The organism is Vibrio sp. OPT18, from assembly GCF_015163615.1.
Classification (GTDB): Bacteria; Pseudomonadota; Gammaproteobacteria; order Enterobacterales; family Vibrionaceae; genus Vibrio; species Vibrio coralliirubri.
In genome coordinates this window covers 327,886-350,150 of sequence record NZ_JADDYK010000021.1, presented here as the reverse complement: position 1 = coordinate 350,150, position 22,265 = coordinate 327,886, and the positions used below count along the sequence as shown (strand labels likewise).

The 22,265-nt window shown below is 43.0% G+C and carries 19 protein-coding genes; 12 read left to right on the top strand and 7 right to left on the bottom strand.

Going from position 1 to position 22,265, the window contains the following annotated elements:
- Positions 1-27 precede the first annotated feature (27 nt).
- Positions 28-1,038 carry a Solitary outer membrane autotransporter beta-barrel domain gene (locus IQQ51_RS03865; RefSeq protein ID WP_029235605.1) on the top strand — a complete coding sequence of 337 codons (1,011 nt, stop codon included), beginning with the start codon at positions 28-30 and terminating at the stop codon, positions 1,036-1,038.
- Between the two features lie 143 nt (positions 1,039-1,181).
- Here the strand turns inward: IQQ51_RS03865 and IQQ51_RS03860 are convergent, their stop codons facing one another.
- Positions 1,182-2,423: a GGDEF domain-containing protein gene (locus IQQ51_RS03860; RefSeq protein ID WP_122080967.1), complete on the bottom strand. Its 1,242-nt coding sequence runs from the start codon at positions 2,421-2,423 to the stop codon at positions 1,182-1,184.
- A 476-nt stretch (positions 2,424-2,899) separates the two neighbouring features.
- Between IQQ51_RS03860 and IQQ51_RS03855 the strand changes: the two genes are divergently transcribed.
- The 9 genes from IQQ51_RS03855 (at position 2,900) to IQQ51_RS03815 (ending at position 11,520) form a co-directional block, all read left to right on the top strand.
- Positions 2,900-3,268 carry a late competence development ComFB family protein gene (locus tag IQQ51_RS03855; protein WP_017060104.1) on the top strand — a complete coding sequence of 123 codons (369 nt, stop codon included), beginning with the start codon at positions 2,900-2,902 and terminating at the stop codon, positions 3,266-3,268.
- Between the two features lie 39 nt (positions 3,269-3,307).
- Positions 3,308-3,589: an HlyU family transcriptional regulator gene (locus IQQ51_RS03850; RefSeq protein WP_004731023.1), complete on the top strand. Its 282-nt coding sequence runs from the start codon at positions 3,308-3,310 to the stop codon at positions 3,587-3,589.
- 300 nt (positions 3,590-3,889) lie between these two features.
- On the top strand, positions 3,890-5,437 hold the full coding sequence (pntA, locus tag IQQ51_RS03845; protein ID WP_193840421.1) for a Re/Si-specific NAD(P)(+) transhydrogenase subunit alpha: 1,548 nt from the start codon (positions 3,890-3,892) through the stop codon (positions 5,435-5,437).
- Positions 5,438-5,447: 10 nt separating this feature from the next.
- Positions 5,448-6,845 carry a Re/Si-specific NAD(P)(+) transhydrogenase subunit beta gene (pntB, locus tag IQQ51_RS03840; RefSeq protein ID WP_017064580.1) on the top strand — a complete coding sequence of 466 codons (1,398 nt, stop codon included), beginning with the start codon at positions 5,448-5,450 and terminating at the stop codon, positions 6,843-6,845.
- Positions 6,846-7,133: 288 nt separating this feature from the next.
- Entirely contained in the window at positions 7,134-8,606 is a 1,473-nt protein-coding gene (vxrA, locus tag IQQ51_RS03835; protein WP_048608294.1) for a sensor histidine kinase VxrA, read from the top strand.
- Positions 8,581-9,240, top strand: coding sequence for a response regulator transcription factor VxrB (gene vxrB / locus IQQ51_RS03830; RefSeq protein WP_017060099.1), 660 nt, complete (start codon positions 8,581-8,583; stop codon positions 9,238-9,240). Before vxrA ends, vxrB begins: the two co-directional genes overlap by 26 nt.
- On the top strand, positions 9,240-10,127 hold the full coding sequence (locus IQQ51_RS03825; protein WP_048608296.1) for a DUF2861 family protein: 888 nt from the start codon (positions 9,240-9,242) through the stop codon (positions 10,125-10,127). The genes vxrB and IQQ51_RS03825 overlap by 1 nt, the downstream gene beginning before the upstream one ends.
- A 50-nt stretch (positions 10,128-10,177) precedes the next feature.
- Entirely contained in the window at positions 10,178-11,326 is a 1,149-nt protein-coding gene (locus IQQ51_RS03820; protein WP_193840420.1) for a conjugal transfer protein TraF, read from the top strand.
- Positions 11,327-11,367: 41 nt separating this feature from the next.
- Positions 11,368-11,520, top strand: a complete 153-nt coding sequence (locus IQQ51_RS03815) for a YoaH family protein (RefSeq protein ID WP_004731009.1) — start codon at positions 11,368-11,370, stop codon at positions 11,518-11,520.
- A 746-nt stretch (positions 11,521-12,266) separates the two neighbouring features.
- Here IQQ51_RS03815 and IQQ51_RS03810 read toward each other — a convergent pair.
- The 3 genes from IQQ51_RS03810 to IQQ51_RS03800 form a co-directional block, all read right to left on the bottom strand.
- Positions 12,267-13,535 carry a GGDEF domain-containing protein gene (locus tag IQQ51_RS03810; RefSeq protein WP_193840419.1) on the bottom strand — a complete coding sequence of 423 codons (1,269 nt, stop codon included), beginning with the start codon at positions 13,533-13,535 and terminating at the stop codon, positions 12,267-12,269.
- Positions 13,536-14,819: 1,284 nt separating this feature from the next.
- Positions 14,820-15,131 (bottom strand): stress response translation initiation inhibitor YciH, encoded by a 312-nt coding sequence (yciH, locus tag IQQ51_RS03805; RefSeq protein ID WP_008221404.1) that lies wholly within the window; start codon positions 15,129-15,131, stop codon positions 14,820-14,822.
- Positions 15,132-15,134: 3 nt separating this feature from the next.
- Positions 15,135-15,503 (bottom strand): DUF3319 domain-containing protein, encoded by a 369-nt coding sequence (locus IQQ51_RS03800; protein ID WP_017060095.1) that lies wholly within the window; start codon positions 15,501-15,503, stop codon positions 15,135-15,137.
- A gap of 100 nt (positions 15,504-15,603) precedes the next feature.
- Here IQQ51_RS03800 and IQQ51_RS03795 point away from each other — a divergent pair, with 100 nt between their 5' ends.
- The gene (locus IQQ51_RS03795) at positions 15,604-16,572 is read left to right on the top strand and encodes a tyrosine-type recombinase/integrase (RefSeq protein WP_193840418.1); all 969 of its coding nucleotides are present in this window, start codon (positions 15,604-15,606) and stop codon (positions 16,570-16,572) included.
- A gap of 158 nt (positions 16,573-16,730) precedes the next feature.
- On the opposite strand, the gene IQQ51_RS03790 is transcribed toward IQQ51_RS03795, so the two are convergent.
- Together IQQ51_RS03790 and IQQ51_RS03785 are read right to left on the bottom strand one after the other, a co-directional pair.
- A complete protein-coding gene (locus IQQ51_RS03790) occupies positions 16,731-17,726 on the bottom strand; it encodes a D-alanine--D-alanine ligase (RefSeq protein ID WP_193840417.1) in 996 nt (331 codons plus the stop codon).
- 179 nt (positions 17,727-17,905) lie between these two features.
- Complete coding sequence (locus IQQ51_RS03785; protein ID WP_017060092.1) at positions 17,906-18,469, bottom strand: SPOR domain-containing protein; 564 nt, start codon at positions 18,467-18,469, stop codon at positions 17,906-17,908.
- 216 nt (positions 18,470-18,685) lie between these two features.
- Between IQQ51_RS03785 and IQQ51_RS03780 the strand changes: the two genes are divergently transcribed.
- The gene (locus tag IQQ51_RS03780) at positions 18,686-21,367 is read left to right on the top strand and encodes a bifunctional acetate--CoA ligase family protein/GNAT family N-acetyltransferase (protein ID WP_193840416.1); all 2,682 of its coding nucleotides are present in this window, start codon (positions 18,686-18,688) and stop codon (positions 21,365-21,367) included.
- Here IQQ51_RS03780 and IQQ51_RS03775 read toward each other — a convergent pair.
- Positions 21,359-22,246, bottom strand: a complete 888-nt coding sequence (locus IQQ51_RS03775) for a LysR family transcriptional regulator (RefSeq protein ID WP_193840415.1) — start codon at positions 22,244-22,246, stop codon at positions 21,359-21,361. The two genes, IQQ51_RS03780 and IQQ51_RS03775, sit on opposite strands and share 9 nt — an antisense overlap.
- Positions 22,247-22,265 lie beyond the last annotated feature (19 nt).

Sequence of the window (22,265 nt, the reverse complement as noted above, 5' to 3'; positions counted from 1 at the left end):
TAGGAAGTGCTTTAAGTGATAAAAGAAATGCCACATTCGAAGTCATTTTCTATGACTAACACATCTTGGACGCTTGCGGTTCCTCTATTTTTTACCGCTTTGCCGACCACTGTTAATGCCAATACGCTATCTGATCTTTTCCGAAAGGATCTAGAGCAGAGCTTTGCCACCAGTGTATTGCTCAACGACACCGATGTTTTCACTTTTGGCATCAACAACTTTGATCCCAATAAAGTGTTTAGTTTGGACAATGAAGACATCGGTTCGAATGATTCGGTGAGTCGTCGACAAAACATTACCTCCCTGAGTTTGCCTTACACATTTGAACTACCCAGTTACATTGAAGACAACCATCAAGAGGTGACTCTGCGCTTGTCTGCATTGCGGATCGAGAATGATGTTGAGTACGCGGCAGCAAATAGAAACGACTTCCAAAAAGAGTCGGTAGTGTCTGGCTACGTGGAATTCGCGAATGTGTCCCAGTTAGACGAATATTGGAGCTTCAGCTCTGCTATCGGTAACCATATCTCTTACTACCGCAATGATTATGAATATCGCGCTTCATTGCTAAAGCCTATTCAAGACCAACTGGATGGCGTATATCTCAATACTGATGCTTGGGCTTACATCATCGAGCCTAAAATCAAGCTGATGTACGAAGATAAGAATGACTGGGGAAAGTATAAATTGAGCACCAGTTGGCATTACTTTAATGGCATCGGCTGGGGCGAGGCGAATAATGGCAATGTCGGTCATCCTGAAGGGTGGTATATCGCCAATGAAGCCAAGGTTTTCTATGATCTCGTGCGTTGGGATAAGAACATCACATCGATGTACTCGAGTATAAGACGAATTGATATTGGTGGTGACACGGTGGCATCTATGGGCACCACATCTTACTACGAGGGCAGTGTTGGTTGGTTGCTTAACCCAAACCTGTTTAATGAGTGGGTCGATAACGTGGGAATAGGTTTTACGATTAACTACGGAAGTAGCTTAAAAGGTGGCAGCTTGGTTATATTCTTCAACCAAGATTAAGCTCTTTTTTCCAGTTAAGCCCCTACGGCCTCAAATCAATGAGGCTAGTTGAACTTGGAAGTGATAGTTATTGAAGCAGTTCGCTATTAATGGCTTAAGCTATTTAGATCTCTAGCACTCAATATCTTCGCTATCAACTATTGTTAACGGTCAATACACAGTTTGTTTCGACCGGTTTCTTTCGCTTTATACAGCGCTTGGTCAGCAAGCTTCAACACCTCTTCAGGATGTCTGGTGGTTGTGCTATCAGCCAATCCAATGCTCACCGTCACATTCACCACTTCCGATGGTTTACCGTTCTTGCCACGCTTTTTCATACCCACTTCATGATCGTCAGGGCGCTCGTGACTATTCCGAATCGTCATGTCGTAGTTTTGAACCTCGGAAATCAGAGCTTGAAGGTGCTCTTTAACTTGTTCTGAATGTTTGCCTTTGAAGATAATCGTGAACTCTTCTCCACCATAGCGATAAGCTTTAGCGCCGCCTGTGGTTTCCCTCAGAATGCGCGCCACCAGTTTTAACACATCGTCGCCAATGTCATGTCCGTAGGTGTCGTTGAATTGCTTAAAGTGATCGATATCGACCATCGCCATCGAATACTTCCGCCCCAAGTGCTTCATATCGACTTCTAAGGCGTGTCGACCGGGGATGTTAGTCAGTTGGTCATTAAAGGCCATATCATGACTGGCAGACATCACATAGACGATGATCAACGTGCCTGACAGCGAGAACATGGTGCTCGAGATGTACTGAACGTCAAAGAAGATGAACGTACAAGAAGAAAGCAGGATAGCGCTATAAACCACAACATCGATAGAGCGGTTATACACCAACACGAGAATGGCAGTAAGGCCAAGCAAGCAAAGGCTATATAACACTAAAACAAAAGGCAGTTTGGAGAAGTCTCTGACAATAAACAAAAGACCTTCACTCCATGATTCAAAACCGCCGGCATGGAAATGAGAGACGATTAATTGCGCCCACACCATAAATAGAATGAGAACGATGGCGTAGAGCAGCATCGACTTTGAGTTTACGCCGTTATCAGGGAAGGCATAAACAAGTAAGCAAGTGACAGGTACTAATGCCGCAAGTAACGAGAGCTCTAATAGCGTTGTGCCAGTATTGAGAGGCGTTTGTAAGCGAACTTGGATGATCAGATAAGCGACAAGCATGGTCACCGATACCATCGCCATTCGTCCTTGTCTGAATGTGTGGCATAGCAGAACCGCAACGCTCAATAAAATGTAAGGAAGGTTGCTAGCAAACCCTAAATTTGAGTCCGTCACGAGAATGACGTTGTCCATACCAACGAGCAAAATTGTTAACAGGACTAAAGGGAAGCAAAATCGAAACATGCTCGACGTTACAAAAGATGATGCCATTTATGTGGTGAGCCTAACTATATTGATGATCTTATTATTTAATACTATGCGTAGGATACGGTTAAACAAGCGATTGCCAAGCTTTTTGCCTAAATTAGAGCAAAAACATAGTCATAGGTCGCTATTGGTGCAATCATTTTTATATGTATTTGAGTTGCTATTAACCATAGAACGAACTACACAGTATATATGAGAAATTAATTAGTCGTTATAGATACTTAACAAAATCTGCTCTGCTGCTCTTACGTTGGCGCTGTCACTTAAAGGGCTTGATGATCAGTTATCATTGAGCGACCTTGTCATTAAGCGACGAAGATCTGTAATGAAGTCAGAGTAAGATTAAATAATGCCTAAGTTTCAACTATGGACAGTAAAACCTATAACTGAGTTATAGAAAGCTTTTAGGAATTGCATGGTTTCAATTAAACTTAGAAACGACTGCGACTAGAAAGAACCGCTACAAATGGAGGTGTGGTATGCAAATTAGTGTTGATGTACATAATTATATGGAAACTCTGGTAGGTCATGTATTGGCTACCGAGGAATATGTGTCTAGTTATACCAACGAACAGTTGGCCGATCTCGCGTGCTTGGCTTTAGGTCAGCTAAAACCTATCTATATTCGTTTTGATATCGATTTCCTGTCAGCATTGCCAGAAGACAAATTGGTGCTCTATAAACGCAATAGTGAGATCGCGGTCAAAAATGCAGAAAGTATGATTATTGACGATCGAAGACGCGAACGTGACGACAATGTGCCTGTTATATTTAGTCAACACAATTTTGACGATGACGTAGAATTGCAATGGTATGAAAAGCCGTTGTTGAACCGTAAACAGTCATGATAGTTTAGGGTGAATGAGGTCATTTAAGGAGTAAAAAACGTGGGATTCTTTTCTAGATTATTTGGTGGCAAAGAAAAAACCGAACAAAAAGTAGAGATTGAGCCAGTCGAATATAAGGGTTTCAATATCTATCAAGATGCCATTGCAGAATCTGGTCAATACCGTGTTGCTGGGCGAATCGAGAAAGAATTCGATGGTGAAATCAAAACTCACCGTTTTATTCGTTCAGATGTTGTTTCAAACAAACAAGATGCCGATGAATTGATGCTCAAAAAATCGCAGATGTTCATCGACCAAATGGGCGACAATATATTTAGCTAACCAATTAAGGTTAGAATTGATGTTGGTCATAATTTAGAGAGCTTTCAGTGTATATGCTGAAAGCTCTTTTTAGTTTTAGGGACAAAGAACAGCTAGTAGGTTGTTATTAAAAGGATTATTTGCAAGTGGTTTGACCTCTTCGTTCGAGACGGTCGTCATTTATCCAAATGAAGCGCTCAAATTCCATCCAAATCGTTATAAGTAATAACTTTTCCTGTTCTTTGAACAAAACGCTTGAAGTATTAGTTGTCGTTAGATACAAACGAATAAGTCATTCGTGCCAATAGTCAAGGAATAGCTATGCAAATTGGTGTACCAAGAGAAACGCTCGCAGGTGAAACGCGAGTCGCTGCTTCGCCAAAATCGGTAGAACAGCTTCTAAAATTAGGGTTTGAAGTTTGTGTTGAATCACAAGCAGGTGCGTTAGCAAGTTTTGAAGATGCAGCTTATGAACAAGCTGGAGCAAAAGTTGTCACCGCAGATGAAGCTTGGAAATCCGATATTATCTTTAAAGTTAACGCTCCGATCGTTGACGAGTCTAAAAATGAAATCGATCTTCTTAAAGATGGCGCAACATTGGTCAGCTTTATTTGGCCTGCTCAAAATCCAGAATTAATGGAACAATTGTCCAGTCGTAACATCAACGTGATGGCGATGGATTCTGTACCACGAATTTCAAGAGCTCAGGCGTTAGATGCATTGAGTTCTATGGCAAACATCGCGGGTTACCGTGCTGTTGTTGAAGCGGCGCATGAATTTGGTCGATTCTTCACGGGTCAGATTACGGCTGCGGGTAAAGTTCCACCAGCAAAAGTACTGGTTGCAGGTGCTGGTGTTGCTGGCCTAGCGGCAATTGGCGCTGCGGGTAGCTTAGGTGCGATCGTTCGTTCATTCGATGTTCGTCCTGAAGTTAAAGAACAAGTTGAGTCGATGGGCGCTGAATTCTTGGAAGTGGATTTCAAGGAAGATACCAGTGCTGGTGACGGCTACGCAAAAGAGATGTCTGACGCATTCAATAAGAAAGCTGAAGAACTTTATGCAGCTCAAGCAAAAGACGTCGATATCATCATTACAACGGCCCTGATTCCAGGTCGCCCGGCTCCTAAGCTGATTACCAAAGAGATGGTAGACAGTATGAGTGCAGGTAGTGTGATTGTAGATCTTGCGGCAGCCAATGGCGGTAACTGTGAATACACGGTTGCGGATCAAGTCATTACAACGGCTAACGGCGTTAAGGTGGTTGGTTACACTGATATGGTTGGTCGACTGCCGACTCAATCATCTCAACTGTATGCAACGAATCTAGTTAACCTGCTGAAACTGCTTTGCAAAGAGAAAGATGGCAACATCAATATCGACTTTGAAGATGTTGTTCTGCGTGGTGTTACTGTCGTTAAAGAGGGCGAGGTCACTTGGCCAGCTCCACCAATTCAAGTTTCAGCTCAACCACAACAAGCTAAGCCAAAAGCGGCCAAACCAGAGCCTAAAGTTGAAGAGCCTGTTTCTCCAATGAAGAAAGCGGCGGGTATGGCGGTAGCTGTTGGTGCATTCGCTTGGGTAGCTTCGGTTGCTCCAGCTGCGTTCTTATCTCACTTTACCGTTTTTGTTCTCGCTTGTGTGGTGGGTTATTACGTAGTTTGGAATGTAAGCCATTCTCTGCATACGCCTTTGATGTCCGTGACTAACGCGATTTCAGGCATCATTGTAGTAGGTGCACTGTTACAGATCGGACAAGGAAGTGGCGTCGTCACGTTCTTATCATTTATTGCCGTATTAATTGCAAGTATCAATATCTTTGGTGGCTTTACCGTGACCAAACGTATGCTTGAAATGTTCCGTAAAGACTAAGGAGTAACAGATGTCTGAAGGATTAGTACAAGCAGCTTATATTGTTGCTGCTGTATTCTTTATTATGAGCTTGGCTGGGTTATCGAAACAGGAATCTGCGCGTGCAGGTAACTATTACGGTATCACGGGTATGGCAATCGCGTTGATCGCAACGATCTTTGGCCCTCACTCTGCAGGTATTGTGTGGATCATCATTGCTATGGTGATCGGTGGTGGTATTGGTATCCACTACGCAAGAAAAGTAGAAATGACTGAAATGCCTGAGCTGGTGGCGATTCTGCACAGCTTCGTAGGTATGGCGGCGGTACTTGTAGGTTACAACAGCTACATCGATCCACCTGCTGCTGTTTCTATCAACCCTGCAGATATTCATGCAGAGCACGTGATCCACCTAGTGGAAGTGTTCCTTGGCGTGTTTATAGGTGCGGTGACGTTCACGGGCTCTATTGTTGCGTTTGGTAAACTTCGTGGCGTTATCTCTTCGTCTGCATTGAACATCCCTCATAAGCACAAGTGGAACCTAGCGGCTATCGTTGTTTCTACACTACTGATGATCATGTTCGTTAAAGCGGACGGCAGTATGTTCGCGCTTATGGTGATGACGCTTATCGCATTCGCATTCGGTTACCACTTAGTGGCATCGATTGGCGGCGCAGATATGCCAGTAGTTGTCTCTATGCTTAACTCGTACTCTGGTTGGGCAGCAGCCGCGGCAGGTTTCATGCTTGCAAATGATTTGCTTATCGTAACTGGTGCATTGGTTGGTTCGTCGGGTGCGATTCTGTCTTACATCATGTGTAAGGCGATGAACCGCTCTTTCATCAGCGTTATTGCTGGTGGATTCGGCCAAGAAGTGGTTGTGTCTGATGGCGATGAAGAGCAGGGTGAACACCGCGAAACATCAGCTGAAGATGTGGCTGATATGCTGAAAAACTCTAAGTCAGTAATCATCACTCCAGGGTACGGCATGGCAGTAGCTCAAGCTCAATACCCAGTGCATGAAATCACTGAGAAGCTACGAGCGCAGGGCATTAATGTTCGATTTGGTATCCACCCAGTAGCAGGTAGGTTACCGGGTCACATGAACGTACTGCTTGCTGAAGCTAAAGTGCCTTACGATATCGTTCTGGAAATGGACGAAATCAACGATGACTTCGATGAGACAGATACTGTATTGGTAATTGGTGCGAATGACACCGTAAACCCTGCAGCACTTGAAGATCCAAACAGCCCAATTGCTGGTATGCCAGTGCTTGAAGTTTGGAACGCTCAGAATGTTATCGTATTCAAACGTTCGATGAACACAGGTTACGCCGGTGTGCAAAACCCACTGTTCTTCAAAGAGAACACGCAGATGCTGTTTGGCGATGCTAAAAAGAGCTGTCTAAGCATCTTAGAACATCTATAGAGATCACCTCTAAGCAATCTGTAATAACTCGATAAGGAGCTCATTTGAGCTCCTTTTTTTATCTTACGAAAGCGATTCTATGTGTGAGCTCAGTTGCTACTAAGTTAACGAAGCTTATGCAAAACTTGTCGCAATTGAGGTTGGGCTGGTCAATCAGTCTACTAGTACATCTGTACAGTATGGCCGTAATATATCGGACTTTATCTCTGTAACTCGCCATTCTCACTGTTTTTCATGCGGTTAAAAATTTATCTTTGATAGCGAATGGTATATATTTGGTTGATCTATATGAATTTGCGTTGGTTTGTGATCATCAAAAGAACATTTACTCTTCTTATCGCTACGTTGTCTGTGTCTGCAAACGCATTTGCTGACTCTTTACCTGAGCGTATCGATAATTTCACCAAACTCTTTGATCATGAAACGGCTATCGAATCTTACGATATTCGAGTGCTACAGGCTGATTATCCAACACGTTTGATCATGCCGTCTTCTATGCTGCCGCAAACAGCAGAGTACCCGTTAAAAGACATCCAGCGCTTATACCAGTTATCAAAAACCTGTAGCGGTAAACTACCGTTAAGCCCGTTGATTACTGAGCCTTTAGTTTTTACTCGTGCAATGTGTAAAGGCACCAAGCTTTCTGACCGTTGGTTTAGCCGCAGTGGTTTGATTCACCCTGGTGGTGGTTCTTATGCGGCACGATACGTTGAGAAGTACCCAGAAAAGTTCGACTCTCTGAAGCGCTTTATGCATATTCAAGAGCGACCAAACACTGAACACGACGAACTGCTGTCTCGCTTGCAGCAAATGGACAGCGAAGCCATCACCGCGCTGCTTGCTGGTGCGAGTATGTTTGTTGAGCTGGATGAGATGTGGGTAAAACGCGGCGACAGATATTACCTGTATAAAGAATCAGTCTGGAATGAAAACGCCACGCTTGCTGGGTTATCGTTTAGCTTGTCTTCAGAGGGCAACAGCTGTTTTGTCCAGCGTGGTAACGTGTGTTGGGAAATAGAAGATCATTCAGAGCTTCTGCAAGTTGCCATGTTTATCTTGGTTATTGCCAATATCATGCTTGTCTTAGGTTGGGCGATTTACCGCTGGAACAGCAAGAAACAAGAGATGAAGAGTCGCATGCTGGTTCTTCAAATCCTAACGCACGAATTAAGAACACCGATTGCGAGTTTGTCATTGACGGTGGAAGGGTTCAGACGTGAGTTCGAACACTTACCAGAATCGGTATATGATGAGTTCCGTAGGCTGTGTGAAGATACACGCCGTTTAAGACAGTTGGCGGAAGCAAGTAAAGATTACTTGCAATCAGATAACCAACCGCTCGCAACAGAGTGGGTGCCAAGTGTTGAAGAGTGGCTCCAATACAAAGTTGAAGAAGACTTTGCGCCGGGGATTGAACTCCGTGTAAACAAAGATATAGCTGCAAAAGTGAACGTATATTGGTTAGGAACGTGCATCGATAACCTAATCAGAAATGCCGTGAAATACGGCGTGGCTCCAGTAATTCTAGAACTGAATACTTCTGACAAGAAGCTGACATTCAAAGTTATAGATAATGGAGACTTGTCTCGCAAAGATTGGGGGCAACTAAGAAAGCCATTCGTAAGTAAGAGTGGACTCGGTTTAGGTCTGACGATAGTGGAATCTATGGTTGGAAAAATGGGCGGTCACATGACGCTTATCGGCCCCCCAACAACATTTATTTTGGAGATACCTTGTGAAACAGACATTGCTTCTCGTTGAAGATGATAAAAATTTAGCTGACGGTTTATTAGTTAGCCTTGAGCAAGCTGGATATGAATGTTTGCATGCAGAACTGATCTCTGAAGTTGAAGGCTACTGGGAACAAGCGGATCTAGTGATTCTAGACCGTCAACTTCCTGATGGCGACTCAGTAGATTCACTCCCAGGTTGGAAGAAAAAGAAAGATATCCCAGTTATTTTGCTGACGGCTCTCGTGACAGTAAAAGACAAAGTAGCAGGCCTAGATTCAGGTGCAAACGACTACTTAACAAAGCCATTCGCAGAGGCTGAGCTATTTGCTCGAATTCGTGCTCAACTTCGCCTGCCAGATTCTGAAGAACAAGATGCATCAAAAGTTATTGCTCAAAATCTTGTTATCGATAAAGCGACACGTGAAGTGTTTTTCAATGAACAGGAAGTAACGTTAACGCGCACTGAATTTGATCTATTACTGTTCTTGGCAAGTAACCTTGGACGCGTATTTACACGTGATGAACTGCTTGACCATGTATGGGGTTACAACCATTTCCCAACAACACGTACGGTGGACACACACGTTCTGCAACTAAGACAGAAACTGCCGGGTCTAGAAATTGAAACGCTGCGTGGCGTTGGTTACAAGATGAAAGCGTAATGAGAATAGCCTTACTTCCACTATTACTGTTTTCTTGCGTAGCGAATACCGCGCAAGCAACGGATTGGTTTAAGAGCAGCGATGCTCTGACTCAAGTTCATAAACATCTGCTAGATAATGATTTACCCCAGATGTTTGATTCATTAGTGGAAGTTTGGCAAATCAACTCTTCTCAATCACGAGAAGATCACCTCAATGAACTGTTCGATCAAGCATTGAACAAAGATTGTGGTAAAACCCTCACCAGAAAAACACTACCGGATTGGATCAGTTCAGTCGTCGTTAAAAGACACATCATTCAAAGCCCTGGTCGAGATACCTTTCGAGTATCGATTAATGTCGAATCCGAAAACAACATTCAAGACATTACCTTCGAGAAGTGGGTCGATAAGATCGTTTCTTCGGACAGTGAGCTAACCAAAGACAGTGAAGTGGTAAACAACGCATCGGTGAGTCTATACCGCAAGCGTTACAATTTAGCCTCTCAACTTGAATCCGGTTTATATCGTTTAAGCGTAAAAGACGATGGCGGGAAGTCTTGGAGCACTTGGGTTGTTTTGGGGGAAGTCGCCATGCGTCAACAAGTTCGCTGGGCATCAAAAGACACTTGGCGAATCGATAAAAAAGAACTACTCAATCCTTATTGTCCGCTCCCTAAGCTCGAAATCGGTTTGTACGATTACGTTGATGAACACTATGAGCAGGTGTGGGGCAAGAGCTACGAATCTGATTATCCAATGAACCTCACTGGCGAAGAACTTCCCAATGATCGCTATGTTTTGGCGGTTTCAATGGTGCATTCACGCTGGCAAGGCGACATAGCGATAGAACAAGCACAAACTATCAGTAAAACTTATGATATTTCTAGCGAAGAAGAGTTAAAGTAATTTAAAATTGTGCCGTTAACTATGTAAGGGATCTAACAAAGATAAACGGCATGAAAAAAACTACAAAACTACTCGCAGCGTCAATTGCATTCGCCAGTCTTCCTCTTTCAGCAGCAAACTACGCCATTGAAGCGCGTGGTGATGCGATGGGTGGTGTTGGTGTTGTTTCAGCAAACTTCCTAACAGCTCCATTCTATAACCCAGCACTTGTTGCGATTTATCGTCGTAATGATGACATGGGAATGATCACGCCAAGTTTCGGCGGTAACTATAATGACCCTAACGACATGAAATCGAATATCGATAGTGTCGTTGATGCGTCAAACACCGCAGACTTAGATGCAGCGCTTAACAAACTTGATGGCAACCAAGCTAATGTAGAATTGGGTGGTGTTGTCGCGTTTGCTCTTCCTAATCAGTTTGTCGCGGCGAACCTTTTCGCTAAAGCCTATACAGAATCATTTGCGACTCCTAACGTTTACACGACAGGTTCAGATGAAGACAAAGTAGAACTGTCTACTGTTGAAGCGGTTTCAATCGGTGTAGCAGAAGTTGGCCTTTCTCTAGCAAAATACCAAACCTTTATGGGGCAACATATCTCTTTTGGTATCACACCTAAGATCCAACGTATTTACACGTATAACTATGTTGCGTCGGTTAATGATTACGATTTGTCCGACGTTAGAGAAAACAGCGATGGCGACACTGCATTCAATATGGATGCCGGTGCACTTTGGTTCTTCGGCCCGTTCCGAGTAGGTGTTGCAGCAACTAACTTGATCTCTAGAGATATCGAAACCAAAGATACAACAAGAACACTTACCAGCAGCACAAGTAGTGCGACACACCAAGTTGGTGGTAAATACACTTACCAACTAGAGCCGGTTTACACAGTGGGTGCAGGTATCGTATCGGACTACTTTTCTTTTAGTGTTGATTACGACCTAAACGAGACTGAGAAGTTTACTTCGTTCGAAGACAACGAGCAGATGATTCGTGTTGGTACTGAAGTCGACCTGTTACGTCAGCTTAAGCTAAGGGGAGGGTATTACAAGAACCTGGCTTACTCTGATTCCGAAGGAACAGTGACAGCTGGTATTGGTATCTCGCCATTGAACTTGTTTCAGCTAGATCTAAGTGCTAACTACACAAATGAAAATGCAATGGGTGCATCAATCAATTTCCTTGCTAGTTACTAACAGTCCTTATATAGTTCTGCTCCTAAATAAAGGAGCAGAGCATGCTAAACGACTTACCAACCCTTTCTCACGAAGAACAACAGAAAGCTGTTGAACGAATTCAAGAAATGATGACCCAAGGCATCAGCACAGCACAAGCTATCAAAATCGTTGCTGAGCAAATTCGTGAAGAAATGAGTAATAAAGAAGAGTAGGGCATCAGCCCTTCTTTTTTAACACCTTAGTGCACTATAACTAAATATTTTACCCTATAATATATTATCTCGTACATCCCAACTCTTTAGTTACCCTAACCCCCGATCTACCCAAAACCCTTAAATACCATTTATTCAATTAGTTACGTCAGAGTAATCCACTTTTCAGGCCTTTCTTGGTTTTGAGTTGTAATTAAATTACAGTAAGATATGAAAGTAAAACAATCGCCATTATGGGTGTCAGTATTTATGTCGCCGCATCTAAGTGGTTAAATATATTGCGTTTTTTATGGCTAGTGACGTTGTGACTTGTATTTTGAACGGATGAGAATCCATGAATGCTCAGAAGCAGACAAATGAGGATTTCATCGAAGAACAGGGCGAGACAAGCCACAGCGGTAATGTACAAAACCGATACCGCGAATGACTTACCACTGCTTAGAGTAAGCTTCGTTGCCACATATGTGCTTTACAGAACAAATATTTAGGTAGCTTACGAGGCGTAAAGGAGTTGTGTTGAAGTCGATAAAGGAACGACACGTATCAATTTGAGAATGTTAATGATGGCGGTATTACGGATAGTGTGTGCGAATCGATTAGAATTCTGATGAGAGAGCAAAGTTTATGGGCTTGTTAAGTCAGCCGTAAAATGTAATTGCTGACTAAATAGAGAGTAGATATCGACAGGGTATTGATGCGTGTTGATAGAGCATTGAATATTGAGCTGCATGCTAGTCTGGCTAGGCTTAGTCAAACCTAACGACTTGGTTTCGTCCGTTATCTTTAGCTTGATAGAGTGCCTTGTCTGCACGCTTAATGGCTGAACGAATCGATTCATTCTGTGTAAGTTGGGTAAAACCAACGGATGCGGTGATGATAAGCCCTTTGGGCCAAGTGGTTTCGTCCATTGAAGAGTAGAGTTGAGCAATAGTCTCGTTACACTGTAGCGTTGTTTGTTCTATGCAAACTAACAAGAACTCCTCGCCGCCCCAACGATACAATAAGTATTGCTCACCAAGGTTGTCGTTCACCGTTGAGACAAACAGAATAAGAACTTGATCACCGGTTTCATGACCGTATTGGTCGTTGACCTGCTTAAAATGGTCCAAATCAAACAGAGCAATGTGAATTGTCTTTCCTTGTTGTGCGAGGCGTTCAAAATCGTAAAAGGTATCTAACGCTTCGGTTCTGTTACGACAGCCAGTTAGAGGGTCGGTAGTCGCCTTTATCTTTAATTCTTCGATTTCTTGGGCTAACAAGCGCTGTTGGTTTACTGAAAGCATTCTCGCTCGTCTAGCTACGTATGACGCCCCACAGACATAGCAGACTGCGTAGATTACCCATAAGCTAATCAAGATCTGCCATAACATAACCTTGTCCATAATCTTACCGTGGAAAACGATGCTCTCGACCGTGAGAGTATGGTGGCCATCGAGCGTGCTAGCTCCCAGCCCCAATTCAACTGAAACAGCGTTAGTAATATCGACTCCGCTGTTGGTTATCGGGTGGTTGTAGTAGTCAATCCACCATAAAGGGACATTGAAGTAATCTAAATCGATATGTTTTCTATCGGGGAATGAGAAGTCTAAGCGATTGAACTTGTTAGAAATAGGGTCGCCTTGGACGCTGTAGTTGTCGTCGTGGTTACGTATGTAGAATCGAAACCTTGGATCCTCTTGACCTTCATATTCCATATTGATGGTGACAGAATCAAATGTGGAGAGATCTAAGCCTTTACCTTCAGTAGAGAGAACAAATTCAACCTCACAGAAAGGTGAACTATAGGTACGATTAAAGTCACACTGTAACTCAATTTTGTCTTTTGACTTGTATAACGACCCTATGGTGCCGCCATCATGGTCTCTATCTGTGTTTACGCGTGTAGGGTATCTGTCTGGTGTGATGATGTAGTTCTTATCCATGATGGTATGGAAAGAGATCAGCGACAGCACGGTCATTGCCAGGCAAAAAACAGAGAAGAAGATGTTGAGTTGTCTGAATGCTTTGTCGCTCATAATATATTTCGTACGTAAACCTGTAACATTATGCGTGATGGAGTATGCAGGCGCAACTAGGGATTCGATTTTGGATTGAGTTTGGCAAGTATCGTTTGGTCAACAAGCCAGATACAGTCGTTCTTCACCAAAAAATACGCGCCCGGCGATCGATATATGCCTTAATAGCGTTGTTTTTGTTCGGTATTTATACGAGAGGTGACGTTTTTAAGGGGGTAATAATTTAACTGTATAAATAAACAGTATCTATTTGGTTCTTTATTTTGTGTTCCATACGACCAAGCTTTCACCTGTACAGCAAGTTACAGTGTCACTTTATTTGATAATTACATGGGTCGATAGACCAATAAACGCTTTCTAAGTTTTCTAATCTCAGGCGGTAACACCATTGCGACTTCAAAAGCGGGCATATCAGTTAGAGAAAACAAGTAAAGAAGAACTAAGCGCAATGGGTTTAAAGTAACTCTTAGGTTTATTACCAAAGCTACCTAAATTTAATTGAACGTAATTTTAGGGTAAACCGTGATTATGGAACTCCCATGTATCGGTGTTGTGTACTAGCGAATAAGTGTAATGAATCTATGCTTGGCATGGTGTTACAAACAAAACATTGGACAGACATTGCCGTTTAATAATCCCACTAAACACAAAGTACTAACGCTAGAGAGTCGTTAGACAGGTTTGAAAAATGTGTGTGCGAATCTACGTAAGACACACGAACTTTATTAGCTGATGGATTTAAATGAAAGCTCAGCATGTGCCGTTGATAAGAAACATTGGTCGCGTGTGTGAAATCTGAAAAAGAAACAACAGCAATGCCAATGCTCACAACAATTACACACGGCGCAGCGAACCGTGAGTGCAAACAGAGAAGTGGTAAGATAAGTTAAACCAGATGGACAAAGTTTCTCGTCAATCAGATTTGCTGAATGAAGGTTGGATTGTGTAGATGTTGGCCGCACATATAATTATTTGATTTCAAATGCGCTAAGAAAACTCTGAACGGCGCAAGAAGCGTGAGAGTCAGTTGAAACTAAGGTTTTAAGGACAAACGATGAGAATACTACCTTTAGAATTAACTATACGTGACTGCGTATTATGTACGTTATGTTAAATTGGTTTTGGTGTTTATAAGGCAGGTATCTTTGTGTGATGCCCTGCCTTTGTATAGTGTCGATATTCTCTAAATTATACTGTGTATTTAACCATATTGGCTATTTACCATAAAATACCTAATAACCAGTGATAATAATCTTCGATTTTAACCCTGGTATTAGTTAGAGATTAACCGCCAGCAAATTTAACTTTGTAGCCTTTCTTTTCAAGGTGCGCTTTGATCTTATCACGAGCGTCACCTTGAATTTCGATGTTGCCGTCTTTTACTGAGCCACCGCAGCCGCAAACTTTCTTGAGTTCTGCTGCCATTAGTTTTAATGGTGCGTCATCTAGGTCTAAGCCAGTCACGACAGAAACGCCTTTGCCTTTGCGGCCTTTGGTTTCTTTTTGGATTCGAACGATACCATCGCCTTTAGGGCGTTGGACTTTCTCTTCTTCAGGCTTAATACGACCTGTTTCTGTTGAATATACTAGGCTCATAATTTACTTCTTTTGTTGCTCTGCTTTTTGTTTTGCGAGTAAGTAAGCTTCTATATGGCGTTGGATTGCAACCTTGCCGCCTTTAATTAAGCGACCGTTAAACATGCAATACCACGCATTAGGCTCACCGGTGTCATTCTTGATTTGGTAGCCGTTGAAGTTTTCAGTCGAGCCACCAGTTCCTCTCGACTTATTTAATGACATGAATTCTTTTGGATCAATAATAGATGCGGTATCAATCCACCAATCAATACTCTTTTTCACGGCAGCTAGGTTGCCCTGAATAACGTTGTTTTTTAACTTAGCACGCCAAACTGTGTTGTTAGCATCTATCGATTGAAGATGGACGCTTCGGTAAATTGAATTAGCCATATCTATTAATCATCTTTCTGTTTTCACTGCATTAATCATAAGTATACTAATAATGATATCAAGCATAATATGGTAAAAACACCTGTCGAGGTATGGTAATTTGAGAAAAAAAGTCCCTATTTTAACCGACTCTGTGATAATCAATTCATTTGTTGAAAAATTAAACAGTAACGCGACAATAGAAATTATAGATGAGTTGACAGGATTTCAATACTCTCGCAATTCACTGTTAGGCATTTATAGTGATTGGAATCGCTATCATGCGTTCTGTACCAAACATCGTATTAACACACTTCCCGCATCTATAACTGCTGTTCGTCGTTTTCTTGAAACGGAGTCCAACGATAGAAAATACGCATCGCTAAAACGTTACACTGCAACGCTTAGCATGTTACATACTGTGTTGAGCTTTGCTAACCCGATCAAGCACAGGCAAGTTCGCTTTACCCTACTCCACTTACAATCTCAAATGGCCGGTGACGCTAAACAAACCAATGCTATGACATCTGCGCATCTCACTGATTTAAATACGCTGCTCTCCCATGAGAAAGCAAACCTGAAAGAGATCAGAGACATCGCTATTTATAACGTGATGTTCGAGTGTGCTTTAAAACGCTCAGAGCTTAAGGTGTTATCGATGAGTGATGTTGATTACGTTCAAGATCATTACCAAGTAACAGTCAAAGATTCGGCTTATCAGTTGTCACAAATAGCCAGTGCTGCACTTCAACGTTGGTTTTCGTTTACTGGTATACAAGATGAGTTGTCAGTATTTCGAGCGATAGACAAGCATGAAAATATTGGTTTGCAGCCTTTAGATGATTCGTCCATCTATAGGATATTGAGAAGAGCTAGCGACTTACTTAAATTGCCAGAAAATCACCATTTCTCTGGAAACTCGATTCGTGTTGGTGCTGCACAAGAGTTGTCGAAACAAGGTCTTAAGGTTAGAGAGATTCAGAACTTTGGTCGTTGGCTCAGCCCTGCAATGCCAGCCCAATATGTAGGTTTCACGGGAACGGCTGAGAGTGAGAAAATGAAGTTTAAGGCGTTAATACCTTGGCAATGACGGTTCGTAGATTACTGGGATATCACTATTTTGATATAAGTTGTGGTTAAAACGATCGATTTTTAAAATAGCTGGCTTTAAAAACAACAAGTGCTTTGGCAGAAAGCTCAAGGCACTTGTTGGTTCAGCTCTAAGTGAACGAAAATGAGTCAGAAAACCTAAGAAAGGCTCGTTCTCACGCAGTTCTCCAAGAACTGGCTGAATTTGTGGCCGTCATGCTCAACCATTTTAGGGAACATGGAGATTGGCGTCATACCTGGGAAGGTGTTGACTTCGTTTAGGTAGATCTCGTTGTCTTGCGTTAAGAAGAAGTCGATACGAGACAAGTGACGAAGCTTCATCTGAGTGAAGACTTTTCGAGCGCTGTCTGCAATTAATTCACGCTGTTCGTCTGTTAAGTTACTTGCTTCAACTTCAGTAATCGAGTGACTGTCTGCACTGTACTTCTCTTCGTAAGAGTAAAATGCGCCGTTCGGTGCAATCACCTCACCCGGCTTGCTGATATGTAGCTCGCCATCGATTTCATAAGCAGCAATTTCTAGCTCTCTAGGCACCACTGATTTCTCAACCAATACTTGGTCCGAGAAAGTGAACGCCTTGTTGATAGCCTCGCTTAACTCTTCTACTTGGTTAACTTGGTAACAACCTACAGAAGAACCTTGACGAGCCGCTTTCACAAACACTTTACCCCACTTTTCAAATGCTTGAGTTGCTTGTGAGTGATCTTGATCATTGTTGTCTGATAAGAACAGGTACGGCGTGTTTGGAATACCGAGTGCGTCGTACCAAAGCTTTGACGTGATTTTGTTAAAGCTGTTGTTACTCGCTTCTGAACCACAACCTAGGTATGGAATTTTAGCCATTTCAAACAGGGATTGAATGTCACCTGTTTCACCTGGGAAGCCGTGGATGCAAGGCACAATGAAATCGACTTTAGATGCTAAATTGTCACCGCGTAAGGTTTGGTCGTTAATATCAAGATAAACCAATTCACCAGAATCAAGACACCAGCCTTCGTTTTTAATTTCAACTCTTACAACGTTAAAATCTGCAACGCTATTGAGTTGTTCAAAAAGGTAATTGGCTGAAACTAAAGACACTTCATGCTCTGAAGATCCACCGCCGCAAAGTAGAAGGATGTTTGTGGTGTTCATGGGTAAATTCGGTCCTTGAAACTAGGAGTACTGACTTCAATGATAAACAAAAGTCGAGATAGGTACAGTGTTTTGATTGTTAAAATTGCGTTCGAAAGATCGAGCGATTAACTATTAAACAAAACAGCGAGTCTTAAAACAAAAGAAGGAGCATTTGCCCCTTCTTTATGAATCAAAACTTAGTTCAACTTGTTAAGCGTAGGGTATTCAGAGTTCTTGATGTCATCAATGCTCTTAACGAACGGCTTCAAGTTTTGGAAAGTGTTCGGCAGTGTTGAGATTGCCTTTTTAGCTTCTAAGCGTGTTGCGTAGTCACCATAAAGTACCGTGAACCACTTAGTGCCGTTAACCATTTTGTAGTTTTCCCAAACTGGTTGAGAAGTCGTAGGTAGCATTTTCACGAAAGAATCGACTTTACTTTGGCTGCCAACAGCAACAACTTGAACGGTGTAACCAAAACGTTGGTTCATGTCTTGTTGTTTCTTGGTTGGGCCTGTCACTACGGCAACTGGCTTCGCTTTAGTCGTTTGAGCGACTTTCTGTTCAACAGGTTCGGTTCTGATAACGTTGACAACATTTTCTTCAACAACGCTTGTTTGCTCAGATTGAGATACAACTGGAGCTTCAACTTTTGCCGTTTTGTACTCTTCTTGATAACTATCTGAAGTGACATTGGTAACGTAGTCGTCAGATACACATGCAGCCAAGAGCAGTGGCAAAGTCACAATTGCAAATTTTTTCATGGAAAGCTCTATATCCTTAATAATAATTACTATAAATCATGCCGATACGTCGGTTTAGAATCAAGTTAACTTTGAGATTATACACCATTACTGGGTGACCTATTTCACAAACTTTATGCAGTGTTTGCTTATTCATCTGAATTCGGTGAATTTGCCATCAACCCGTAAGTGCAAAGTAAGTTACGATGAACTTACGTGCATTGCTAGGATATGTCTATGAATCATCTTGATCCCCTACTTAAACCCCGTTCAATCGCTGTTGTTGGTGCTTCTCAACGAGAAACGCGCGCAGGTTATATTGTTATGAACAACTTATTGCACGGGGATTTTAAAGGTGCGGTGATGCCGGTTACGCCGAAATATGATTCAGTGGCCGGTGTGCTTTCTTACAAGAACATTTTGTCGTTACCGATTGTTCCTGATCTCGCAATCTTGTGTACCAATGCGACTCGCAATGTCGCTATTTTTGAAGAGCTGGCTGAGAAAGGTATAGCCTCTGTCATTGTGCTTTCTTCAGACATGCAGCAAGAAAGCGATAATGGTGAGACGTATGATGAACGATGCCTAGCGATTGCAAAAAAACACAGCATTCGAGTGTTGGGTTCTAATAGTTTGGGGGTAATTGTCCCGTGGTTAAATTTGAACGCCTCATTCTCTCCAGTGACAGCATTACCCGGTAAGATCGCCTTTATTTCTCAGTCGGCAGCTGTGTGTACCACTATTCTCGATTGGGCTAATGACAAAGAGATCGGTTTCTCGGCTTTTATCTCTATAGGCAATGGCAGCGATATCGAATTCTCGGAGTTATTGGATTATCTGAGCACCGACTCTCACACCGAAGCGATATTGCTCTATGTAGACAGCATTACTGATGCGAGGCGCTTTATTTCTGCAGCGCGTGCGGCTTCGCGCAACCGACGAATTCTGGTGTTGAAAGGCGGTCGAACGGCGAAAGGCAGAGCCGCAGCAATGGCTCACACTGGCGGAGCCGACACATTAGATATTATTTATGATTCCGCAATCCGACGCAGCGGCATGCTACGAGTTAAGAACTTACATGAACTGTTTGCTGCGGTAGAAACACTGACTCATTCAGTCCCCTTGCGTGGTGAGCGTTTAGCAATTGTTACCAACGGTGGCGGCCCTGCGATTATGGCGGTGGATACCCTATTTGACCGCGGTGGTAAGCTCGCAGAGTTTTCAGAAGAGACACTTGATAAGTTGAACAAAGTGTTGCCATCGAGTTGGTCTCATAGCAATCCTATCGATATTGTTGGAGACGCTGGTGATCAGCGTTATATCGACACCTTAAACATCTTACTCGATGGTGATGAAGCGGATGCGATTCTTATCATGCATAGCCCTTCAGCGGTCGCACATTCCGCTAAAACGGCAGAACGAATAGTTGAAGCGATTAAGAAGCACCCTCGCCACAAGCGCTTTAACATCCTGACGAATTGGTCTGGTGAGCTAACAGCAAGGCCCGCACGAAAGCTGTTTACCGAAGCGGGTTTCCCAACTTATCGGACCCCTGAAAGCTCTGTGGTCGCATTCATGCACTTAGTCGAGTACAGACGTAACCAACGTCAGTTAATGGAAACGCCGACTACTGCAGAAAAAGTACACATTGAAGATCTAGCAGATGCGAAAAGTTGGATAGAAAGACAACTACTGGATAAAGATACAGTTAGCCTTGATACTCACCAAAACAGTCAGTTTTTCAAGAGCTTCAACCTCGATGTGTTACCAACTTGGATCGCTTCTGACCCAAGTGAAGCAGTACACATCGCTGAAACGATTGGTTATCCCGTCGCAGTAAAATTACGTTCTCCGGATATTGCACATAAGTCAGACGTACAAGGCGTAATGCTTAATTTAAGAAACAGTAGTGAAGTTGCCAATGCGGCTCAGGCAATTCTCGATCGTTCTCAATTATCCTTCCCTACAGCAAACATCCACGGCTTGTTAATTCAAGGTATGGCCAAACTCGCGGGCGGCCAAGAGTTGCGTATTAAGGTTACAACAGACGAAACCTTTGGCCCAATTATTTTACTTGGACAAGGTGGTTCGGAGTGGGATGAATCGATTGATGCTGCCGCTGCTTTTCCACCGCTCAACATGACACTGGCGCGTTACTTGATTATACGGGCGATAAAAAGTGGCAAGATTCGTCTACAAAAGCTTCCTAACCCGATTGATATAGAAGGCCTTTCTGAATTATTGGTTCGCATATCGCAGATGGTGGTTGATTGCCCTGAAATACACGATTTGGATATCCATCCAGTACTGGCCAACGGAGACAAGTTCACGATATTAGACGCCGATATCATATTGAAAGCCTACGAAGGGGATCCGCAAGAGAGGTTGGCCATTCGCCCTTACCCAGTTGAGCTTGAAGAACGTATCCAGCTAAAAGATGGAACCGAAGTGTTGTTACGCCCTATTCTTCCCGAAGATGAACCGCTTCATGCTGACTTCATTAACCGAGTTTCTAAAGAAGATCTCTATAAGCGTTTCTTTAGTGATGTCGGTGAATTTAATCATGAGGCGTTGGCGAATTTCACTCAGATTGATTTCGATAGAGAAATCGCCTTTGTGGTCGTTCGCGAGGAACAAGGCGTTCCAGCGATCATCGGCGTGTCCCGTGCGCTGATTAACCCAGAGAACACGGACGCCGAATTCGCAATATTGATTCGTTCTGACCTTAAAGGTGTTGGTCTAGGTCGCATTCTTATGAGCAAGGTTATCGACTATTGTCGAGCGAAGCAGACTAAACAGATGTCGGGTATGACGATGCCAACCAATAGAGGGATGCTGACACTAGCTCAAAAGCTCGGTTTTAAGCTAGATATCAGTTTTGAAGACGGTACTGCAGATATGGTGTTACCGTTACTTTAACGCCCACGTCTTTTTAAGATGTTGGATACACCAAGACTTGGCGTCGCCCATTTTGTTGCGTCGCCAAGCCATAACGATATCGATCGGTTGTGGTTCTGTACCCGAGATCTGCTGTAGTACGCCAGATTCAATCAAAGGTTTAGCGACACTATTCGGTAAGGTGCCAATCCCTAGTCCTGATGTCAAAGCCTCTACTTTCGCAGGAAAGCTTGTCACAGTTAAACGTGGCTGTTTTTCTAGAATATTGATGCTTAATGCTGGTTGATCGCGCGCGGTATCTGCAATAGCAATAACCCTGTAACTTTCTCTAGCCTTTTGGTCAAAATCACCAGAACGTTTGTGAACATAGTGGTTTGATGCCGCTACCCAAACCATTTCCATTTTACCGATAACGTCACTTTTCATGTCGTTTGGGATAGTGTCAACCTTTGGGCACACCAACAAATCGGCTCGCCCATCTGAAAGTGATTCCCAACACCCAGCTAAGATCTCTTCTTGTAAACGAACGCGTGTTTTACTGATTTTTCCTAGTTCATCTACCAACGGGAAAAAGTTAGCAATCGGGATAATGCCATCAAAGGCGATGGTCAAATCGAGCTCCCAACCATTGGCTAGAATGCTTGCCTCGTTAACAAGACGTTCTGTTGCTCCAAGAATTACCCTACCTTGTTCAAGTATCAACTGACCCGCTTCCGTGAAATTTGCACGGTGGCCTGAGCGGTCAAAAATCATGATATCCAGATCTTGTTCAAGCTTCTGTATTTGATAACTGAGTGATGAAGGCGCTCTGTCCATTTCATTGGCCGCGGCGGCGAAACTTCCACGTCGGTCGATGGCATCTAATATGTGTAACGCTTCAAGTGTTATTGGACTATGCATTAGTTTTCCACTTTATAAA

Bases quoted from the DNA above. Each gene is read 5' to 3' on its own strand.
- IQQ51_RS03865 (WP_029235605.1), top strand. From the start codon at position 28: ATGCCACATTCGAAGTCATTTTCTATGACTAACACATCTTGGACGCTT.
- IQQ51_RS03860 (WP_122080967.1), bottom strand. From the start codon at position 2,423: ATGGCATCATCTTTTGTAACGTCGAGCATGTTTCGATTTTGCTTCCCT.
- IQQ51_RS03855 (WP_017060104.1), top strand. From the start codon at position 2,900: ATGCAAATTAGTGTTGATGTACATAATTATATGGAAACTCTGGTAGGT.
- pntA (WP_193840421.1), top strand. From the start codon at position 3,890: ATGCAAATTGGTGTACCAAGAGAAACGCTCGCAGGTGAAACGCGAGTC.
- pntB (WP_017064580.1), top strand. From the start codon at position 5,448: ATGTCTGAAGGATTAGTACAAGCAGCTTATATTGTTGCTGCTGTATTC.
- vxrA (WP_048608294.1), top strand. From the start codon at position 7,134: ATGAATTTGCGTTGGTTTGTGATCATCAAAAGAACATTTACTCTTCTT.
- IQQ51_RS03825 (WP_048608296.1), top strand. From the start codon at position 9,240: ATGAGAATAGCCTTACTTCCACTATTACTGTTTTCTTGCGTAGCGAAT.
- IQQ51_RS03820 (WP_193840420.1), top strand. From the start codon at position 10,178: ATGAAAAAAACTACAAAACTACTCGCAGCGTCAATTGCATTCGCCAGT.
- IQQ51_RS03815 (WP_004731009.1), top strand. From the start codon at position 11,368: ATGCTAAACGACTTACCAACCCTTTCTCACGAAGAACAACAGAAAGCT.
- IQQ51_RS03810 (WP_193840419.1), bottom strand. From the start codon at position 13,535: ATGAGCGACAAAGCATTCAGACAACTCAACATCTTCTTCTCTGTTTTT.
- yciH (WP_008221404.1), bottom strand. From the start codon at position 15,131: ATGAGCCTAGTATATTCAACAGAAACAGGTCGTATTAAGCCTGAAGAA.
- IQQ51_RS03800 (WP_017060095.1), bottom strand. From the start codon at position 15,503: ATGGCTAATTCAATTTACCGAAGCGTCCATCTTCAATCGATAGATGCT.
- IQQ51_RS03790 (WP_193840417.1), bottom strand. From the start codon at position 17,726: ATGAACACCACAAACATCCTTCTACTTTGCGGCGGTGGATCTTCAGAG.
- IQQ51_RS03785 (WP_017060092.1), bottom strand. From the start codon at position 18,469: ATGAAAAAATTTGCAATTGTGACTTTGCCACTGCTCTTGGCTGCATGT.
- IQQ51_RS03780 (WP_193840416.1), top strand. From the start codon at position 18,686: ATGAATCATCTTGATCCCCTACTTAAACCCCGTTCAATCGCTGTTGTT.
- IQQ51_RS03775 (WP_193840415.1), bottom strand. From the start codon at position 22,246: ATGCATAGTCCAATAACACTTGAAGCGTTACACATATTAGATGCCATC.